We start from the raw sequence: 15,931 nt of genomic DNA, 5'->3' as shown, positions 1-15,931 counted from the left end.
AATTTTATTGTGCGGCATTTCGATTGCTGCATGTTCGTAGTGGTCAGGCCGACACACCTTTCTGATTCCCTGCGTTTAGGGCAGTCGTTCAAGAGTTTTCGTCAGTCGACTAATAAAATGTTGGTTAGTAGATTATTGAAAAAAGCTAGACAATTTATATTGTTATACCCGGCATGATTGCTTGGTCGGATAGTTTATCATTAGGGAATTGGACTCAAATATTGATAGGGAAGCTCGATCACGATGACGAATGAAAACAATCAGTTTTTCGAGAAGCCTATTCTCAACTCGCCCTATGAGTACCCAGCGCGTCACTGGGAGCTTGTTGAAGGTCAGCCAACTCAGCAGATCATCGATAACCGCCGCCGAGCTGAATTTGTCACGCCTATTCCTAGGCCCAAGAAGCAGAAGGGTGGCAAGACGGCTGATCTATTTGATGAGTCTATGGGGCTTTCAAACGGCGGGCAAAAGTACGATCCGATCTCAATCATTAACGAGCTGCGTTTTCATCTCGATGCCTGGCGCAATCTGAAGAGTCCGAGCGACTGGAATGTAACTCCCGAAACCGTTCGATTACTTCAGCACTGGCGGCATCACCAGTTCAATGGCGTGCGGCCCTTCTTTTGTCAGGTCGAAGCGGCGGAAACTGCCATCTGGCTGACTGAGGTCGCGCCCAAAATGGGCAGGATCGGTAAACAGTTTCTCGATCACCTAGCAGGTGCTAATAACGACGCTAACCCCGAATTGATGCGACTCGCGCTCAAGCTGGCTACGGGCGCAGGTAAAACCACCGTGATGGCAATGCTGATCTCCTGGCAAACGCTCAATGCTGTGCGCCAACCGAACAGCAAGTTGTTTACCCGTGGATTTCTGATTGTCGCGCCTGGCCTGACGATTAAAGACCGCCTACGTGTGCTTCAACCGAATGACCCAGACAGCTATTACCAAAGCCGTGAAATTGTGCCTGCCGATATGCTCGCCGATCTTGATCGAGCAAAGATCATTATCACCAACTACCATTCCTTTAAACTGCGTGAGCGCATCGATATTTCCAAGGGTGGCCGTGCCCTTCTTAAAGGCCGGACGGGCGATGACATCATTACCCTAGAAACCGAAGGCCAGATGATTCAGCGGGTAATGCCTGAGTTGATGGGCATGAGAAACGTACTGGTCATCAATGACGAAGCGCACCACTGCTACCGGGAAAAGCCGGGCGAAGATGACGGCCTGAAGGGCGACGAAAAGAAAGAAGCTGAAGAAAACAATGCAGCGGCACGGTTGTGGATTTCCGGTATTGAGGCAGTAAATCGCAAACTTGGTGTAGCGCGTGTATTGGATCTCTCTGCTACGCCATTTTTTCTGAGTGGTTCAGGCTATGCCGAAGGCACCTTGTTTCCTTGGGCAATGTGCGATTTTTCGTTGATGGATGCCATCGAGTGCGGCATCGTCAAGCTGCCTCGCGTGCCTGTCGCGGATAACATCCCCGGCAGCGAGATGCCAATGTTCCGTGAGTTGTGGAAGCATATCGGTAAGAAAATGCCGAAGAGCAATCGCAAGTCCAGCGGCACACTCGATCCGCTCAGTATTCCCGTCGAGCTGCAAACCGCACTGGCAGCACTTTACGGCCATTACGAAAAAACCTATGACCTCTGGAGTAAAGCCGGCATCCGCGTGCCGCCGTGCTTCATCGTGGTCTGTAACAATACCGCGACGTCCAAGCTGGTGTACGACTACATATCTGGCTTTACGCGGGAAAATGATGATGGCTCAAGCAATGTAGTCAATGGTCGCTTGGAGCTATTCCGCAATTTTGATGAGCATGACAATCCTATTTCGCGGCCGCGCACGCTGCTGATCGATAGTGAACAGCTAGAGTCGGGCGATGCGTTGGACGATAACTTTCGCAGCATGGCAGCCGATGAAATTGAGCGGTTTCGCGATGAAATTCGCGAACGTACAGGTGACATCCAGGCAGCCAATAACATCACCGATCAGGAGCTGCTACGCGAGGTCATGAACACCGTCGGCAAGCAAGGCCGGCTGGGCGAATCAATTCGCTGTGTGGTTTCTGTTTCGATGCTCACCGAAGGCTGGGATACCAACACCGTCACCCATGTGCTGGGTGTGCGCGCGTTTGGTACACAACTGCTGTGTGAGCAAGTTATTGGCCGTGCGCTGCGCCGCCAGTCTTATGAGCTCAATGAAGAAGGCTTGTTCAACGTCGAATACGCCGATGTGCTCGGCATACCTTTCGACTTTACCGCCAAACCGGTAATCGCTCCGCCGCAAAAACCCCGCGAAACCATTCACGTAAAAGCGATGCGTCCGATTCGCGACTCTCTGGAAATCCAGTTTCCGCGCGTAGCGGGCTACCGGGTGGAGTTGCCAGAGGAACGGCTCACAGCCGTATTCAATGTTGACTCCATACTGGAATTGACACCTGAGTTGGTCGGCCCATCGATAACTCGCAACGAAGGCATCATTGGGGAGTCTGCAGACCTTAGCCTCGCTCACACGGGTGACATGCGCCTGTCCACGTTGCTGTTTCATCTAACCCAGCGGTTGCTCTACACCAAATGGCGTGACCCCGGTGAAGAAGCCAAATTGCATTTATTTGGTCAGTTGAAACGTATCACCAAGAAGTGGCTGGATACCTGCCTCGTATGTAAGGGTGGCACCTATCCTGCGCAGTTGATGTTTCAGAGCCTGGCCGACATCGCCTGCGAGCGCATTACAACGGCCATTACTCGCGCTGAAATGGGGGCGAGACCGATCAAGGCGGTGCTTGAGGCGTACAACCCCATGGGCTCAACCATGAGCGTGAGTTTCAATACCTCAAAAACCGAGCGCTGGGAAACGCAGGCTGACAAATGTCATGTCAACTGGGTGATTCTGGACAGTGATTGGGAAGCTGAGTTTTGTCGAGTTGCCGAAGCACACCCGCAGGTTAGGGCCTATGTGAAAAATCACAGTCTGGGCTTTGAAGTGCCCTATCGTTTTGCTTCTGAAATGCGTAAATACCGTCCCGACTTTATCGTCCGGGTGGACGATGGTCGTGGTGACGGTGATCTGCTCAACTTGGTCGTCGAAATCAAAGGCTACCGCCGCGAAGATGCTAAAGAGAAGAAGAACACCATGGATGTCTACTGGGTACCGGGAGTGAACAATCTCGGCACTTTTGGCCGTTGGGCTTTTGCTGAGTTTACCGATGTATTCGGTATGCAGGACGACTTTGCCCAAAAAGTAGAAGCCGAATTTAGCAAAATGATCGAAGCCGTTGCCAACGCGCCGGCGCAAGGAAACTAACATGGCCAAGATTACTGGCACAAAATCATCATCCAAACTTTCCGTCGAAACTATCAAACATGATGAAGCCACGCGTAAAAATATTCCTACCGCGGAATACCAGTCTTTGGTACAGAAAACCGATCAAGCTACATTGAAGGTTAAGTATCCACGCAATACCGATCTGGATCCACAACTGGTGTGGCGCAGTAAAGATGAGCAGGACTGGTCTGATCTGGTGGTAAATGCACCACCACTTTACATTCAAGACAAAGTGCATCCAAAGGTGTTGATCGACGATTTGTTGCGCCGCACTGAAGCAGGTGAGCAACAGCAATCCGGTGCAATGGACGATATGTTTTCCGATTTCAACGGCCTGCCGGATGAAAACGCTAAAACTGAGTTTTACCAACACGATGCCCATTGGGCCAACCGTATGATCCTAGGAGATTCTCTCCAGGTAATGGCTAGCCTGGCTGAGCGTGAAGGTCTACGTGACAAGGTGCAGTGCATTTTCTTCGATCCACCATATGGTATTAAATTCAACTCAAATTTTCAGTGGTCCACCACCAGCCGCGACGTGAAGGACGGCAAGGCTGACCACATTACCCGCGAGCCCGAGCAGGTAAAAGCCTTCCGCGACACTTGGCGCGACGGCATCCACAGCTACCTCACCTACCTCCGTGACCGGCTCACCGTCGCCCGCGATCTTCTCACCGATTCCGGCTCCATCTTTGTGCAAATCGGTGATGAAAATGTCCACCGGGTCCGGGCATTGATGGATGAGGTATTTGGGGATAGTTGTTTCATCGCGAACATCAACTTTCAAACTGCGCCTTACGCGACATCAAACTATCTTCCGTCTGTGGTCGATACGATTCTCTGGTATTCAAAAAATGGTACTCCAAAGTATCGCGGGTTATTCAAGTCTAAATCAGAGCTCAAGAGTTTAGATTTATATCGCCAAGCATTATCTGAAGACGGTGTGTCACGTTCCATTTTGACTGCAGAGGAGACGGCAAATGGGCCTGCTGACAAGACTTTCCGCCAGTATCGCTTGGTTAGTCTAATTTCTCAGGGGGCGGCCGCATTACCACAGTCAGTCGAATTTCAGAAAAAAAGTTACTTTCCTCCTTCGAACAGCCATTGGAAAGTCAAGGTCGATGGGTTGCTGCGAGCTATAAAAGCAAGCCGGGTTCAGTCTACTAAGGCGTCGATTCAGTTTCGGAGCTTCATAGAAGACTTCCCGATCTCGATAACAAACAATATTTGGACCGACACTATCACAGGTAGTTTTAACGACGACAAAGTTTATGTCGTGCAAACGAACCCAGAAGTTGTGAAACGCTGCATATTGATGACCACCGACCCCGGCGACCTCGTGCTCGACCCAACTTGCGGTTCCGGTACCACTGCCACCGTCGCTGAGCAGTGGGGGCGCCGCTGGATCACGATTGACACCTCTCGCGTGGCGCTGGCCCTGGCCCGTGCCCGTATCATGGGCGCGCGTTATCCGTTTTACCTGTTGGCCGATTCCCGCGAAGGCCAGCTCAAGGAAGCCGAGGTCACCCGCACCACACCAAGTTCACAGCCTGTGCAAGGCAACATCCGCCACGGCTTCGTCAATGAGCGTGTGCCGCATATTACGCTTGGGGCTATTGCCAACAATGCGGAGATTGATGTCATCTGGGACCAGTGGCAGGTGAAGCTGGAGCCGCTGCGGGAGAAGCTGAACGCAGCGCTAAAGCAGACCTGGCAGGAGTGGGAGATTCCGCGCGAGGGCCCTTCAGATAAAGACAAGGTCCAGTGGCCCGACGCGGCTTTGAAGCTGCACGCCGACTGGTGGCAGGCCCGTATCGCCCGGCAACAGGAAATCGACGCATCCATCGCTGCGAAGGCTGAGTTCGAGTACCTCTACGACAAGCCCTACAGCGATAAGAAAAAAGTGCGGGTAGCCGGGCCGTTCACCGTCGAAAGCTTATCCCCACACCGTGTACTAGCAGTGGATGAAAACGACGAGCTGATCGATGGCATTGGCAAGAAGCAGGGTGAGTATTCCGAAGAACGCGATTTTGTGCAGATGATTCTGCAAAACCTTAAAACTTCCGGCGTGCAACAGGCGCATAAAGAAAACAAAATTAACTTCACCTCACTTACGCCATGGCCGGGTGATTTGGTTTGTGCCGAAGGGCGCTATATGGAAGGTGATGCCGAGCGTCGTGCCGCCATTTTCATCGGGCCCGAGTTTGGAACCGTATCGCGCCCTGATCTTGTATCCGCTGCGCGTGAAGCCGGGGATTCTGATTTTGATGTGCTAATTACTTGCGCCTTCAATTACGATGCCCAATCCACCGAGTTCGGTAAGCTAGGTCGCATTCCAGTGCTAAAGGCGCGCATGAACGCTGACCTGCATATGGCGGAAGACCTCAAGAACACCGGCAAAGGCAATCTTTTTGTGATCTTCGGTGAACCTGATATCGACATCATTTCTACCGATGACGGTAAAGTCAAAGTGAAAGTTAATGGTGTGGACGTATTTCATCCTAATACTGGCGAAGTCCGTTCCGACGGTGCCGATGGCATTGCTTGTTGGTTTATCGATACTGACTACAACGAAGAGAGTTTCTTCGTTCGTCACGCCTACTTCCTCGGCGCGAACGATCCGTACAAGGCCCTGAAAACCACGCTGAAAGCTGAGATCAATCAAGAGGCTTGGGAGTCACTGCACAGCGATACCTCAAGGTCGTTTGATAAGCCTAAAAATGGTCGAATAGCGGTGAAGGTCATCAACCATTTGGGCGATGAAGTTATGAAGGTGTATCGGGTGAGTTAATGGTTTGCAGTGGCACGCAATACGATGTGGCGACTTATAAACTTGTAAAGGCATATTCATGAATTTTCGCATCGCAGACACGTTCACTGACAGCCTTGCTCGCCTTACGGGTGACGAGCAGAAAGCCGTGAAAACCACGGCTTTCGATTTGCAGATTAATCCTGCCAGTACCGGCATGAGCTTTCATAAACTGGAAAAGTCGAAAGATAAAAACTTCTGGTCGCTACGGGTAAACGCCGATATTCGTCTGATCGTGCATAAAACTGAATCCAGCCTACTGCTGTGCTATGTCGATCACCACGACAAAGCCTATCAGTGGGCGGAAAGGCGCAAGCTAGAGACCCACCCTAAAACGGGTGCGGCGCAGCTGGTGGAAATTCGCGAGAGGGTAGAGGAGGTAGTAGTTCCTAGGTTTGTTGAATATGTCCAGCAGGAGCTGATTAAGCCGCTGCTATTCAACGGTATTTCTGAGGATCAACTGCTGAGCTATGGCGTGCCAACAGAGTGGCTGGCGGACGTAAAACAGGCGGATGAAGATACCCTGTTACAGTTGGCCGATCACCTACCCGCCGAGGCAGCTGAGGCTCTTTTGGAGTTGGCGACCGGCGGTGTTCCGGTTATTTCACGACCTGTTGTGGGTGATGATCCATTCGCTCACCCTGATGCACTGCGCCGCTTCCGGGTAATGGCGGACGTCGACGCGTTGACACAAGCACTGGATTATCCCTGGGAGAAATGGACAGTATTCTTGCATCCCGCTCAGCAGCAAATGGTTGAGCGCGATTACAGTGGCCCGGTACGTGTGTCGGGTTCTGCTGGCACCGGGAAAACTATTGTGGCGCTACATCGCGCGGTATTTCTTGCACGCCACAACCCTGATGCGCGGGTATTGCTAACCACTTTTTCAGACACGCTGGCGAATGCCCTTCACTCAAAGTTGCGGCGTTTGTGTAGCAGCGACCCACGCTTGGCTGAGCGCTTGGAAGTTCATGCAATGAACTCGATTGGCCAAAGGTTATTTGAGCGAAATTTTGGCAAGGCTAACTTGGTCAAGAAAACCCAGCTTTTGAAACTGATTACTGAGGCGTCCAGCTTGGTAGCCGAGCACAAATTCAGTTTGTCTTTCTTGTTAGCGGAGTGGGAGCAAGTTGTTGATGTTTGGCAACTAAAAAGCTGGGAGGCTTATCGCGATGTTAAGCGGCTTGGCCGTAAGACGCGCCTGCCTGAGATACAGCGGCAGTTATTGTGGAATATATTTGAGTGGGTGCTAAATGCTCTCGGAAAGCAACAGCTAATAACCTCGGCTGAAATGTTTGCGCAACTGTCGGGACACGCGCAAAAAAGTAAAAATCCGGCATTCGAGTTTGTCGTGGTGGACGAAGCGCAGGATATTAATGTACCGCAGTTGCGCTTTCTTGCCGCGCTGGGCGGTAATCGACCTAATGCGCTGTTTTTTGCTGGTGATCTTGGACAGCGCATTTTTCAGCAAGCATTTTCATGGAAGTCCCTGGGCGTTGATGTTCGCGGCCGCTCTCGTACGCTTCAGGTTAACTATCGAACGTCGCATCAAATTCGCATGCAAGCAGACAAGCTGCTAGGCCCGGAAGTCTCCGATGTGGATGGTAATACTGAGTGCCGTGGTGGCACGGTATCGGTCTTTAATGGACCTAAGCCACAAATTCATAGCTTCAGCTCTGAAATTGATGAGTGTGCCTATGTAGCGCAATGGTTAAGAAGTCTTTTGAGTGAAGGTGTAAAGCCTCATGAAATGGGTGTTTTCGTGCGGTCTCGGGCGGAGATTGATGTCGCGATAAACGCAGTTGAGGCAGCAGGATTAGCTTATAAGCTACTTGATGAGCATGTTGAAACAGCGAATGGCTATGTCTCTATCGGAACTATGCACCTGGCCAAAGGCTTAGAGTTTCGATCTGTTGCTGTAATGGTTTGTGATGATGAGGTCATCCCATCGCAGGAACGTATTGAAAACGTCACTGACGACGCCGATCTGAAGGAGGTTTACGAAACAGAACGGCAGCTTCTTTATGTAGCTTGTACGAGAGCCCGTGACAGATTGTTAGTGACCAGTGGTGGCATTCCTTCTGAGTTTTTGGAGGACATGGTTTAAGTTTGGCTGCTCGTTGCTCGGAGCAAGTCACTAGTTAAGTCGAATTGGGACTTGCTTCACAGCCAGTGTGCTGGAACCTCAATGCCGTAGTTTTTGGATACGGTTTTCAGTGTTGTGATAATTTCAACATAACGAGCTTGATCAGCTAACTGCCAATCTGCCCGACTCTCAAGTAAGAGCTTGAGCTCAGTGAGGTTGTACATGCCTAGACGGTGGAAGTTGCCCCAGTTCGGAATGCCAAACAGATTGTAAATAACCACAGTGGCATCGCGTTCGCTGGCTAGTCGTTTCTCGCCGATGAGTTTTTGCGATGCATCTTCGGCGTCATCGCGATCTTCGTAGGTGTTAAGGAGTTTCATAGGGATCTTGTCTGTGAGTTCGGCAGAATTATACCAGACGTAAGACGCCGCGCTCTGGATGAGGCTGTAGAATTGCGATTAAGCCTCTGTGAGGAGAAAAGGTTAAACACTGACTATTTCGTTGAGTTGAGAAGAGGCTTGAGCCTCCTCTCATGGGTGCTCATGATCGGATGTGTTGAGGGCAACACACTACCGCTTGAAAACATTGCCAACCGATGCGGCGAAACTCTTTAAAGGGACCGACTCTTCAGGCTACCAGTTGAAGGGCAGTGTTGAGCGCTCGTTGTTTGATGACAGCTCCTTGACCGAACCACGCCGTGTCCATGCGGTACTCGTTGCTCCGTGCGCGACGCTCGTGATCGACATACTCGGTGACCGAGTTGAGTAAGCCCCAGGCCGTGCCCTTAGCCGCCTCCAGTTCCGCCCCCCGTCCTTGCCCCTCGTACAGGCTCAGTACCTTGGTTAAGGCCCGTTCATTTGAGAGCCCAGTCAGCTCTGGGGTGCCCGACTGTACGTCACACAGCACTCTCCGCAGGTAGTCCTTGGCTTCCTGGGCTTTTACGGGGCGTGCGGCGAGTGTGCGCATGCGGTACATAAAGTCGTCCCACTGCGAAACGGTGATGCCCAACTGCTGCTTAACAGCTCGCGGATTGAAACGAGTGCTGTGCGGCACCTTGATCGCCTGGCTGGTACCATTGATAGCAATCGTCAGCGTGTTGTTGCAGACCACACGAATAGTGGTCGGTGTTGCCGTAGTGGCAAGCGTGCCGTCACAAGATGTGGCCAGCAGCAAGTAACCGTTGACCACGTCATTACCTTTAAGAGCGGTTGACTGTCCGGTCCTGGCTAGTGCCCAGAGTTTACGACCTCCCTTCAGTACTCCAGCGGTTTCCAGCTCATAACCCGAACGCTCGGTCAGGTCCCGGTAAAACTCCAGGACTTCACGGGGTTGGACAACCTGGTAGCGCTGCGAGACCACCGACAGTGGAGCTTTGGTATCGGAGCGAAAGAGCACCTTCTGTTCTGCAAACGAGTGAATGGTGCCGAGGTCGCCGACATTATCGGCTTTGAAGTGAACCGGGCTTTCCTGAATCTGCCAGTTCATACCGGCTTCGCTCTGCCAGATTTCCAGCGGTTGATTGGGGGAGAGCTGACTGCCCAGGCCATGCCAGGGAGTAGCGCCAACGTAAGCCATTTGCTCAATGAAGTGGGCCATGGTGATTCCTGCTTAATAATGGATGGTGGAGCCGTTCTGGAGCAGAACAGCGCCTGGCATTTGTTACTTAGTTTTTGGTACTGAACGTGTAACCGCAGTGCAAGCACTGGTAGTTATCCAAGATCTTTTCATCAACTTGTTCGCCAATCGCTGCCCCAGCAATGCCGCCTGCGGCTCCGCCAAACAGTCCGCCGAAAATAGCTCCAGCAATGCTTCCGATAGCGATGCCAACGGGCCCACCGGCGATACCAAGGGTCGCGCCTACTTCTGCGCCTGATAAGGCTCCAGCGGCTCCACTAGCCGCGCCACTCACAGATCCGATGACTCCCCCCGTTTTTCTTCCAATATTTTTTGTGACCACTCGGTCGGAGTTGCAGTTAGGGCATAAGTTGGACATACAGAAGTTCCTTTTTTATTTCACGCGCAAACGATTAATGATTCGCTCATGGTTGAGCGTTCATTTAGGTGATATAGGTCTGAAAATATTTTCAGTGGGCTTTTTTAGTTGCAATGCTTGAACCATGCTTTATATCGAGGCTGCGGGGCTGTATCGAAGTGTTACGCCATCAACGTTTTAGCAAGTATTGGGTTTTAAATTGTGACCATGTAACACAAGCACAATGCTCTGCGCTTTGAACTCATTCAGGCATAAAGTTGGAGAGTACTTCTGGTCCTGAAGGTGAGGCGTTACGGTGACGGAGGGAGAATATTTCAGGAAGGGGCGGTCTGAACTTACTGCTATTTCTGCTACTCGTAGCAGAAATAGCAGTTGCGTGACGATCCCCCGTCACTGTTTCTGCTCTGTCCTCCAGCTTCGATCCTGCCAGATGGGGCGTTACGCCACCCTGTCACGCTCAGCTCCCTCGACACCTAAATACTCCAGAAAGCTCCGCCGTAACGGGACCTGCGCCAAGTGTGAGCGTCGCCAGTCCCTAACGTTAGCAATCGTTACGCTAACGGAATTCAGTTTTAGAAATTCGTTACCTAGGATGGGCTCCAGTTAATCCTAAGGAGTCCAAACAGATGCTCAGTCAAAACACCCCGGTGCTGGTTATGCTTCGCTTGAAACAAGTCATTGAGCGTACGGGATTATCTCGTTCCACCATTTATGGGAAACTTGATTCGAAATCGACACAATATGATCCAAACTTTCCCACGCAGGTCCCTCTTGGTAATGGGGCTGTGCGCTGGGTGGATGCAGAAGTAAACGCATGGCTTGAACAATGTGTGAATTCGTCTCGCTCCAATAGCCCTGATTTATTTGCAAAAGTTGACCGCAAGGTCGGCAAGCGCAATGTCTCGGCCGCATAGTGCACCATGATGAACATTGACATGCACTTCAACTATAAACCGGCTATGAGTATATCGTCTCAGCTGCTCTGGCTTAATATGGACTTGCCCTTACTGCGAGGGGCAGTTGACGAAGCTCAAAACAATATAATGGCTCCTCGTCCGCTCATTTTTACGAGTGCGCTAACAGCGATTGCTCTCGTGTCGCAGGGGCTGGTGGATGTCTGTAAACCGAATGGACAGGTAGTGCCAACCTCATTGATGTTACTGGCTATCGCCAACTCGGGGGAGCGCAAATCCACGGTGGAAAATGTTTTTCTCAGGCCGGTTCGCGCTTTCCAGCAGCAACACAGCCTTATTTACCAAAGCCAAGTGCAGCAGTGGCAAGTTAAGTACGATATCTGGGTGACTCGACGTAAGGCGATGCTGAAAGGCATCAACAAAAAGGCAGACCAAGGACAGCCGACCCAAGACGAAGAGCAGCAGTTATTGGCGCACCAAAAGAACCAGCCTGTCGAGCCTAAGGAATTTAAGCTCCTTTATGAAGACTCCACTTCTGAGGCTCTGTTTCTAGGGCTGCACGAAAACCTGCCAACGGCTGGGCTGACATCCAGCGAAGGCGGTGGGATTTTAGGTGGTCGGGTCCTGAACGATTTGTCAAAGATGAATGCCATCTGGAGCGGTGACTCCATCACCGTAGACCGTAAGACTGCCAAGAGCTTTGTACTGAACGAGGCTCGCCTAACCGTGTCGGTCATGGCGCAAGAGAGTGCTGTCAGCGATTACATGAAACGTCGAGGCGAAACGTCCCGTGGTGCGGGATTGTGGGCACGTTTCTTGGTTTGTCATCCCCTGTCGACTCAGGGCTTCCGCGTGCCCCTCAATGCAACGGCGTCATGGGAGCATCGCGACCTTTTCGTCGAGCGTCTAACTGAGCTACTTCAGCAGAATGTCGTTTTGCTGGAAGAGCCCACACAAAAAAAACAGGTAATAGAATTCAGCGCCGAAGCTTCTGACCGCTGGCATGAAATTGTAAATGCCATTGAGATGGCCATCCGTCCAAGCGGTCAATTTGAAGGTGCTGGGGATCATGCGTCAAAGCTGGCAGACAACATCGCCAGAGTAGCGGCTTTGTTTCATTACTTCGAAAAGCTCGAAGGTAATATCGCATTAAGCACGCTGAATACCGCCATTTATTTTTGTGAATCGTGTTCGGACGACTTCCTCAAACTCTTCATGCCTCCTGCGCAAGAGCAGCTGGATGCGTGTGAGCTGGATAATTGGCTGAACCGTTTCCGGAACTCGGGGAACCATTTAGTCCGTAAAAACCATCTTCTTCAGCATGGCCTGTATAAGCTGCGGAAGCAGGACCGCTTGGATCGTGCTTTGGAAGTGCTTCGTAATAACGAACGCATTTCATTAGGTGTTATGGAGGGCTCTGTGTATATAGATGTGACGCCATGGCTCCAACACCATCAACCGATGCCGCAAATGGCGTCATTCAATCAAATATAGTTTTAGTTGTTTTCCGGCTTTTTGGGTACTAACTTATTTTAAATACAGCGATGTGTTTGACAGGATTTTATAGTGTTCACTAGCGTTATTGTTTGTTTTTTGAGCTGGTCAATTATGGAGTATTATTTAATTATAGAGTGTAACTGTGTAGGGCTATAAAGAATCAAATACAAGATTATTAGAGTTGTTGTAAGGTTGTAAGGCTGTAAGGTGCTGTGAAGGTGGCGGTTATTAGGCTTGGCAGTGTTTAACTATCGTTGGCTTGTTCGTGTTGGTTAATCTGACGGAGGTGTTGGGTTGTACGGGTATCAGTTTTATTGGAGTGGATAGTAGCTGAGGTTGGGATGATGTATTCGGATGACTTAGACGATTACTCTCCAGACTCATCTGGAGAGGTGTTGACAGAGGAGAAAGACTTATTCGAGAAGCTAAAGCAGATTGAACCTGTTGTAGTACAGGTGCTGAGTAGTGGAGAGCAACTGTTCTCTGCTGTTGTTCTTACGCGCCGTGGTCTTGCGTTCCAGGCAACACCTTTGGGTAAACAGTTGTTGCTGGCGTTAAAAAATGGCTCAGGAGAGTTTCATTGTTATTTCCCTCTGTATGATCTGAATCCTTATGTCGCGTTACTGTTTGAGTGTGCTGAAAAGTTCGATAGTCTGTTACTGCTTTCATCTACCGCTAAAATTTCATCTCGGGAGGTTCTGAAGGAGGTGGTAGTCATGAACAGTTTGGTTGATCACCTTAGGCAAGAAGCTGCTGGTAGTGAGTTCAAAAAAATAATAAAGACATTTGTTAACGCTAAAAATAAACGAGCTAAAAGTCTTGAACAGTACATTGACGCTCTGTTTGAAAAGCATTCTAGGATGGTGGTTATCCGTTTGGATCTGGCATACGAGCCTGGTTTGTTTAATGATCGTAAGAATTTGCAGCGTTATCTGACTCAGGTAAGGGCCCACTGGGCCAAGCTACAGGGGGACTTACACAAAGGTATACCGATAAAGGGCATGCTGGGGTTTGCTTGTAAGCTGGAATACGGGCATCTCAAGGGGTTTCACTTTCATTTGTTAGTTTTTTATAGCGGAGCGGATTATCGAGAGGATGTCGTATTAGCCAAGCTGATTGGAGAGCATTGGCGGCGGGAAATAACGAAAGGGAACGGACGATATTTAAATTGCAATAATAAGAAATGGTCGTACCGGTATCTAGGGATAGGAGTGATAAACTGGTTTGACACCGTTCTCATTTCAAATTTGAAAACTAAGGTTGCGGCGTATCTGGTGAAGACTGATTATTGGTTGAGGTTTTCGTCGAGTTGTGGCAGGTCTTTCTTTAGAGGGAATATGCCGAAATTCGAGGGTGTTAAACTGGGCAGACCGCGTAGTTTAACTGATTGACGAACATCAGGTCTTTAGGAAAGCCATGTGTCTGCCCTGGGGGCACGTACATGGTTGTTTTTGTAAGAATATTATGTGCTGGTCGTTGCATGTTGACGGATCAAGAGTAAGACAGGTATTTCAGTATGGAGAAGTCATTTTTATCCGTTTGTTTTCGTCGGGGCGAATTATTGTTGAAGCTGCTTTAATAAGCCGTCCTTTAAGTTTGTATTTCTCATGGAGTAAATTTGTTAGGGCTTTGTCTTGCTTGTATTTTCCATTTTTGGATTTCATCTCCGTCCAATTGTGGAAGGCCGCCTCATTAATTATGGTCAAAGTCGTTGAGGTGTAATCGTTGCAAATTCCTAAAATGTAATCGCTGATCTTTACTTCTGATTTCATTTCTGTGTCGACTTTGTTTGGGAGTATTGCTTTTGCCGCTTCTTTCACCAGGATGTCTCCTGCATCCTCTCTTCCCCATCGAGCTCTCAACCACGTCTCGATTTCTTTAATTGTTTCATTCGAAGTCAAATTTGGCTTGGTGGAGGCGAAGAATAGGGTGGACGCTTCGTTCAGTTGCGCCAGCATCGTTGATGTCCATTCCTCTATCTTGAACTTTCCGTATGCAGGTTCTTTGTTGCTCAGCTCTTTTCTAATTGCTTGAAAGTCTTCGGTGCTGATGAGTATGTCGTCAAATCGGATGGTAATTGTTTTTTCTAGTAGGGGGTGTTTAGTCGCATCTTGTCGGTGGCATGAGAAAAAAGTACCGTCTCGATACGCGGGGCTGTCGTTGCCCGCTACATAACGCTTTACATATTGGTTTGGGCCCAGGTACGTTATTTTCGTGTTTTTATCGAGTAGCGCGACAGACGTGAACTCTTTCTTTCGGAGTTTTCCTCTCTGGAGAATAGAGCTGTAATCAGATGCTTCGAGACAAAAAAACTCTACCTCTGGATTAATTTCTAATGAGGTGTCTTGATCAGTGCGCGTACCGCGTCTCGCTGCCTCAGCGAATGAGGTCGACGGTTTCGTGAGTTTGTCCCCCTTCAGATGCACTTCAGTATTGTCAGGGATCTCTATTAAAAAGATGCATTTCAGCGTCGAGGCAAGATCAACCAGCTCCTGTGGGGCAATGCCAAGTTTATCGACTACCTCATTAACTGAGTGAATTTTACGGTTGTTATCGTCAAAGGTTTTCATACGAAAGGTCCGCTGGTTCTGCTTGATAACTACCCGTAATTGGATGCTGCGAGGTATTTTTCTGCAGCTCATCACGGCCAATAGAGAATTGATCTAGACCAGCTCGCGGGCGGTTCATTGGCTTATCGCCCCGGTCTAGATGGCAAGCTCGCGCCACTCGTAGCCATTGTACTTTTCCCACACACGCCCATTCTCGAAGTGCAGATACACCCTCCATTCCTCTGCATCAACCAAGATCTCGCCCCCAATACGCGCGTGATTACCGATCCGGGCACGCAGATGCGATTCAAGTTGCGAGAAAAAACCATCAGGTAGTTTCGAACTACCAGCCAGGTAGCATGAAGTCCCATTATTGAACAACACGCAAGGTTGAACGCTCGACCAGAGTGTAGCGGTGTCCTGCTGCGGATGGGCCGCGCTCCAATTATGCGCAAACTCATGGATTAGGCCGTGCCAATTCCCATCGGCATATTCCCCCTCGATCCCCCACATATCGATGGCTAAAAACAGGGATGGTTTTTTGGACCGTTTTTCCGTTGGGTAGAAAGAATTGTCCATATGCCTGTATCTCCTTAATGAGCCAAAGGGCCTGCAGCCCTCTCGATAGACCTCGATGATGGCATTTGGCTTCTGGCTCGTAAACTGTCAATAAAACGCACGTAACGGTTGCCATTTTCCTAGTCTGGCGCACGTTTATCCGGTTTTATCATCGTTACCTGCTCCAAAACTTGACCT

11 protein-coding genes are annotated in these 15,931 nt (G+C 49.9%); 6 read left to right on the top strand and 5 right to left on the bottom strand.

Annotated features, from left to right (window positions below; all coding sequences use genetic code 11):
• Positions 1 to 243: 243 nt before the first annotated feature.
• From JFU37_RS23410 to JFU37_RS23400, 3 genes are read left to right on the top strand one after another with little or no spacing between them, the layout of a single operon-like run.
• On the top strand, positions 244 to 3,306 hold the full coding sequence (locus JFU37_RS23410; protein ID WP_201119361.1) for a BPTD_3080 family restriction endonuclease: 3,063 nt from the start codon (positions 244 to 246) through the stop codon (positions 3,304 to 3,306).
• Between the two features lies 1 nt (position 3,307).
• Positions 3,308 to 6,118 carry a site-specific DNA-methyltransferase gene (locus JFU37_RS23405; protein ID WP_242485795.1) on the top strand — a complete coding sequence of 937 codons (2,811 nt, stop codon included), beginning with the start codon at positions 3,308 to 3,310 and terminating at the stop codon, positions 6,116 to 6,118.
• A gap of 58 nt (positions 6,119 to 6,176) precedes the next feature.
• On the top strand, positions 6,177 to 8,243 hold the full coding sequence (locus JFU37_RS23400) for a 3'-5' exonuclease (RefSeq protein WP_201119359.1): 2,067 nt from the start codon (positions 6,177 to 6,179) through the stop codon (positions 8,241 to 8,243).
• A 56-nt stretch (positions 8,244 to 8,299) separates the two neighbouring features.
• On the opposite strand, the gene JFU37_RS23395 is transcribed toward JFU37_RS23400, so the two are convergent.
• The 3 genes from JFU37_RS23395 to JFU37_RS23385 all read right to left on the bottom strand — a co-directional run bounded on the left by JFU37_RS23395 (position 8,300) and on the right by JFU37_RS23385 (position 10,215).
• Positions 8,300 to 8,602, bottom strand: coding sequence for a hypothetical protein (locus JFU37_RS23395; protein WP_201119356.1), 303 nt, complete (start codon positions 8,600 to 8,602; stop codon positions 8,300 to 8,302).
• A 247-nt stretch (positions 8,603 to 8,849) separates the two neighbouring features.
• Positions 8,850 to 9,818 carry a DUF932 domain-containing protein gene (locus tag JFU37_RS23390; protein WP_201119354.1) on the bottom strand — a complete coding sequence of 323 codons (969 nt, stop codon included), beginning with the start codon at positions 9,816 to 9,818 and terminating at the stop codon, positions 8,850 to 8,852.
• A gap of 67 nt (positions 9,819 to 9,885) precedes the next feature.
• Positions 9,886 to 10,215: a hypothetical protein gene (locus JFU37_RS23385; protein ID WP_201119352.1), complete on the bottom strand. Its 330-nt coding sequence runs from the start codon at positions 10,213 to 10,215 to the stop codon at positions 9,886 to 9,888.
• Positions 10,216 to 10,841: 626 nt separating this feature from the next.
• Between JFU37_RS23385 and JFU37_RS23380 the strand changes: the two genes are divergently transcribed.
• The 3 genes from JFU37_RS23380 to JFU37_RS23370 all read left to right on the top strand — a co-directional run bounded on the left by JFU37_RS23380 (position 10,842) and on the right by JFU37_RS23370 (position 14,017).
• Positions 10,842 to 11,129, top strand: a complete 288-nt coding sequence (locus JFU37_RS23380) for a helix-turn-helix transcriptional regulator (RefSeq protein ID WP_242485794.1) — start codon at positions 10,842 to 10,844, stop codon at positions 11,127 to 11,129.
• A 6-nt stretch (positions 11,130 to 11,135) separates the two neighbouring features.
• Complete coding sequence (locus JFU37_RS23375) at positions 11,136 to 12,623, top strand: YfjI family protein (RefSeq protein WP_201119350.1); 1,488 nt, start codon at positions 11,136 to 11,138, stop codon at positions 12,621 to 12,623.
• Between the two features lie 344 nt (positions 12,624 to 12,967).
• Positions 12,968 to 14,017 carry a YagK/YfjJ domain-containing protein gene (locus JFU37_RS23370; protein WP_201119348.1) on the top strand — a complete coding sequence of 350 codons (1,050 nt, stop codon included), beginning with the start codon at positions 12,968 to 12,970 and terminating at the stop codon, positions 14,015 to 14,017.
• A gap of 120 nt (positions 14,018 to 14,137) precedes the next feature.
• Here JFU37_RS23370 and JFU37_RS23365 read toward each other — a convergent pair whose 3' ends face one another.
• Entirely contained in the window at positions 14,138 to 15,196 is a 1,059-nt protein-coding gene (locus JFU37_RS23365) for a hypothetical protein (RefSeq protein ID WP_201119345.1), read from the bottom strand.
• Between the two features lie 135 nt (positions 15,197 to 15,331).
• Positions 15,332 to 15,754 carry a hypothetical protein gene (locus tag JFU37_RS23360; protein WP_201119343.1) on the bottom strand — a complete coding sequence of 141 codons (423 nt, stop codon included), beginning with the start codon at positions 15,752 to 15,754 and terminating at the stop codon, positions 15,332 to 15,334.
• Between the last annotated feature and the right edge of the window lie 177 nt (positions 15,755 to 15,931).

Origin of the sequence: Pseudomonas sp. TH41 (genome assembly GCF_016650695.1) — a bacterium.
In the GTDB taxonomy this organism is placed as follows: Bacteria; Pseudomonadota; Gammaproteobacteria; order Pseudomonadales; family Pseudomonadaceae; genus Aquipseudomonas.
The sequence above is the reverse complement of the archived record's forward strand: the minus strand, read 5'-3'. Positions and strand labels throughout refer to the sequence as shown.

Excerpts from the sequence above, each read along its gene's own strand:
- JFU37_RS23360 (WP_201119343.1), bottom strand. The coding sequence starts at position 15,754 with ATGGACAATTCTTTCTACCCAACGGAAAAACGGTCCAAAAAACCATCC.
- JFU37_RS23385 (WP_201119352.1), bottom strand. The coding sequence starts at position 10,215 with ATGTCCAACTTATGCCCTAACTGCAACTCCGACCGAGTGGTCACAAAA.
- JFU37_RS23400 (WP_201119359.1), top strand. The coding sequence starts at position 6,177 with ATGAATTTTCGCATCGCAGACACGTTCACTGACAGCCTTGCTCGCCTT.
- JFU37_RS23405 (WP_242485795.1), top strand. The coding sequence starts at position 3,308 with ATGGCCAAGATTACTGGCACAAAATCATCATCCAAACTTTCCGTCGAA.
- JFU37_RS23375 (WP_201119350.1), top strand. The coding sequence starts at position 11,136 with ATGATGAACATTGACATGCACTTCAACTATAAACCGGCTATGAGTATA.
- JFU37_RS23365 (WP_201119345.1), bottom strand. The coding sequence starts at position 15,196 with ATGAAAACCTTTGACGATAACAACCGTAAAATTCACTCAGTTAATGAG.
- JFU37_RS23380 (WP_242485794.1), top strand. The coding sequence starts at position 10,842 with ATGCTCAGTCAAAACACCCCGGTGCTGGTTATGCTTCGCTTGAAACAA.
- JFU37_RS23390 (WP_201119354.1), bottom strand. The coding sequence starts at position 9,818 with ATGGCCCACTTCATTGAGCAAATGGCTTACGTTGGCGCTACTCCCTGG.
- JFU37_RS23370 (WP_201119348.1), top strand. The coding sequence starts at position 12,968 with ATGATGTATTCGGATGACTTAGACGATTACTCTCCAGACTCATCTGGA.
- JFU37_RS23395 (WP_201119356.1), bottom strand. The coding sequence starts at position 8,602 with ATGAAACTCCTTAACACCTACGAAGATCGCGATGACGCCGAAGATGCA.
- JFU37_RS23410 (WP_201119361.1), top strand. The coding sequence starts at position 244 with ATGACGAATGAAAACAATCAGTTTTTCGAGAAGCCTATTCTCAACTCG.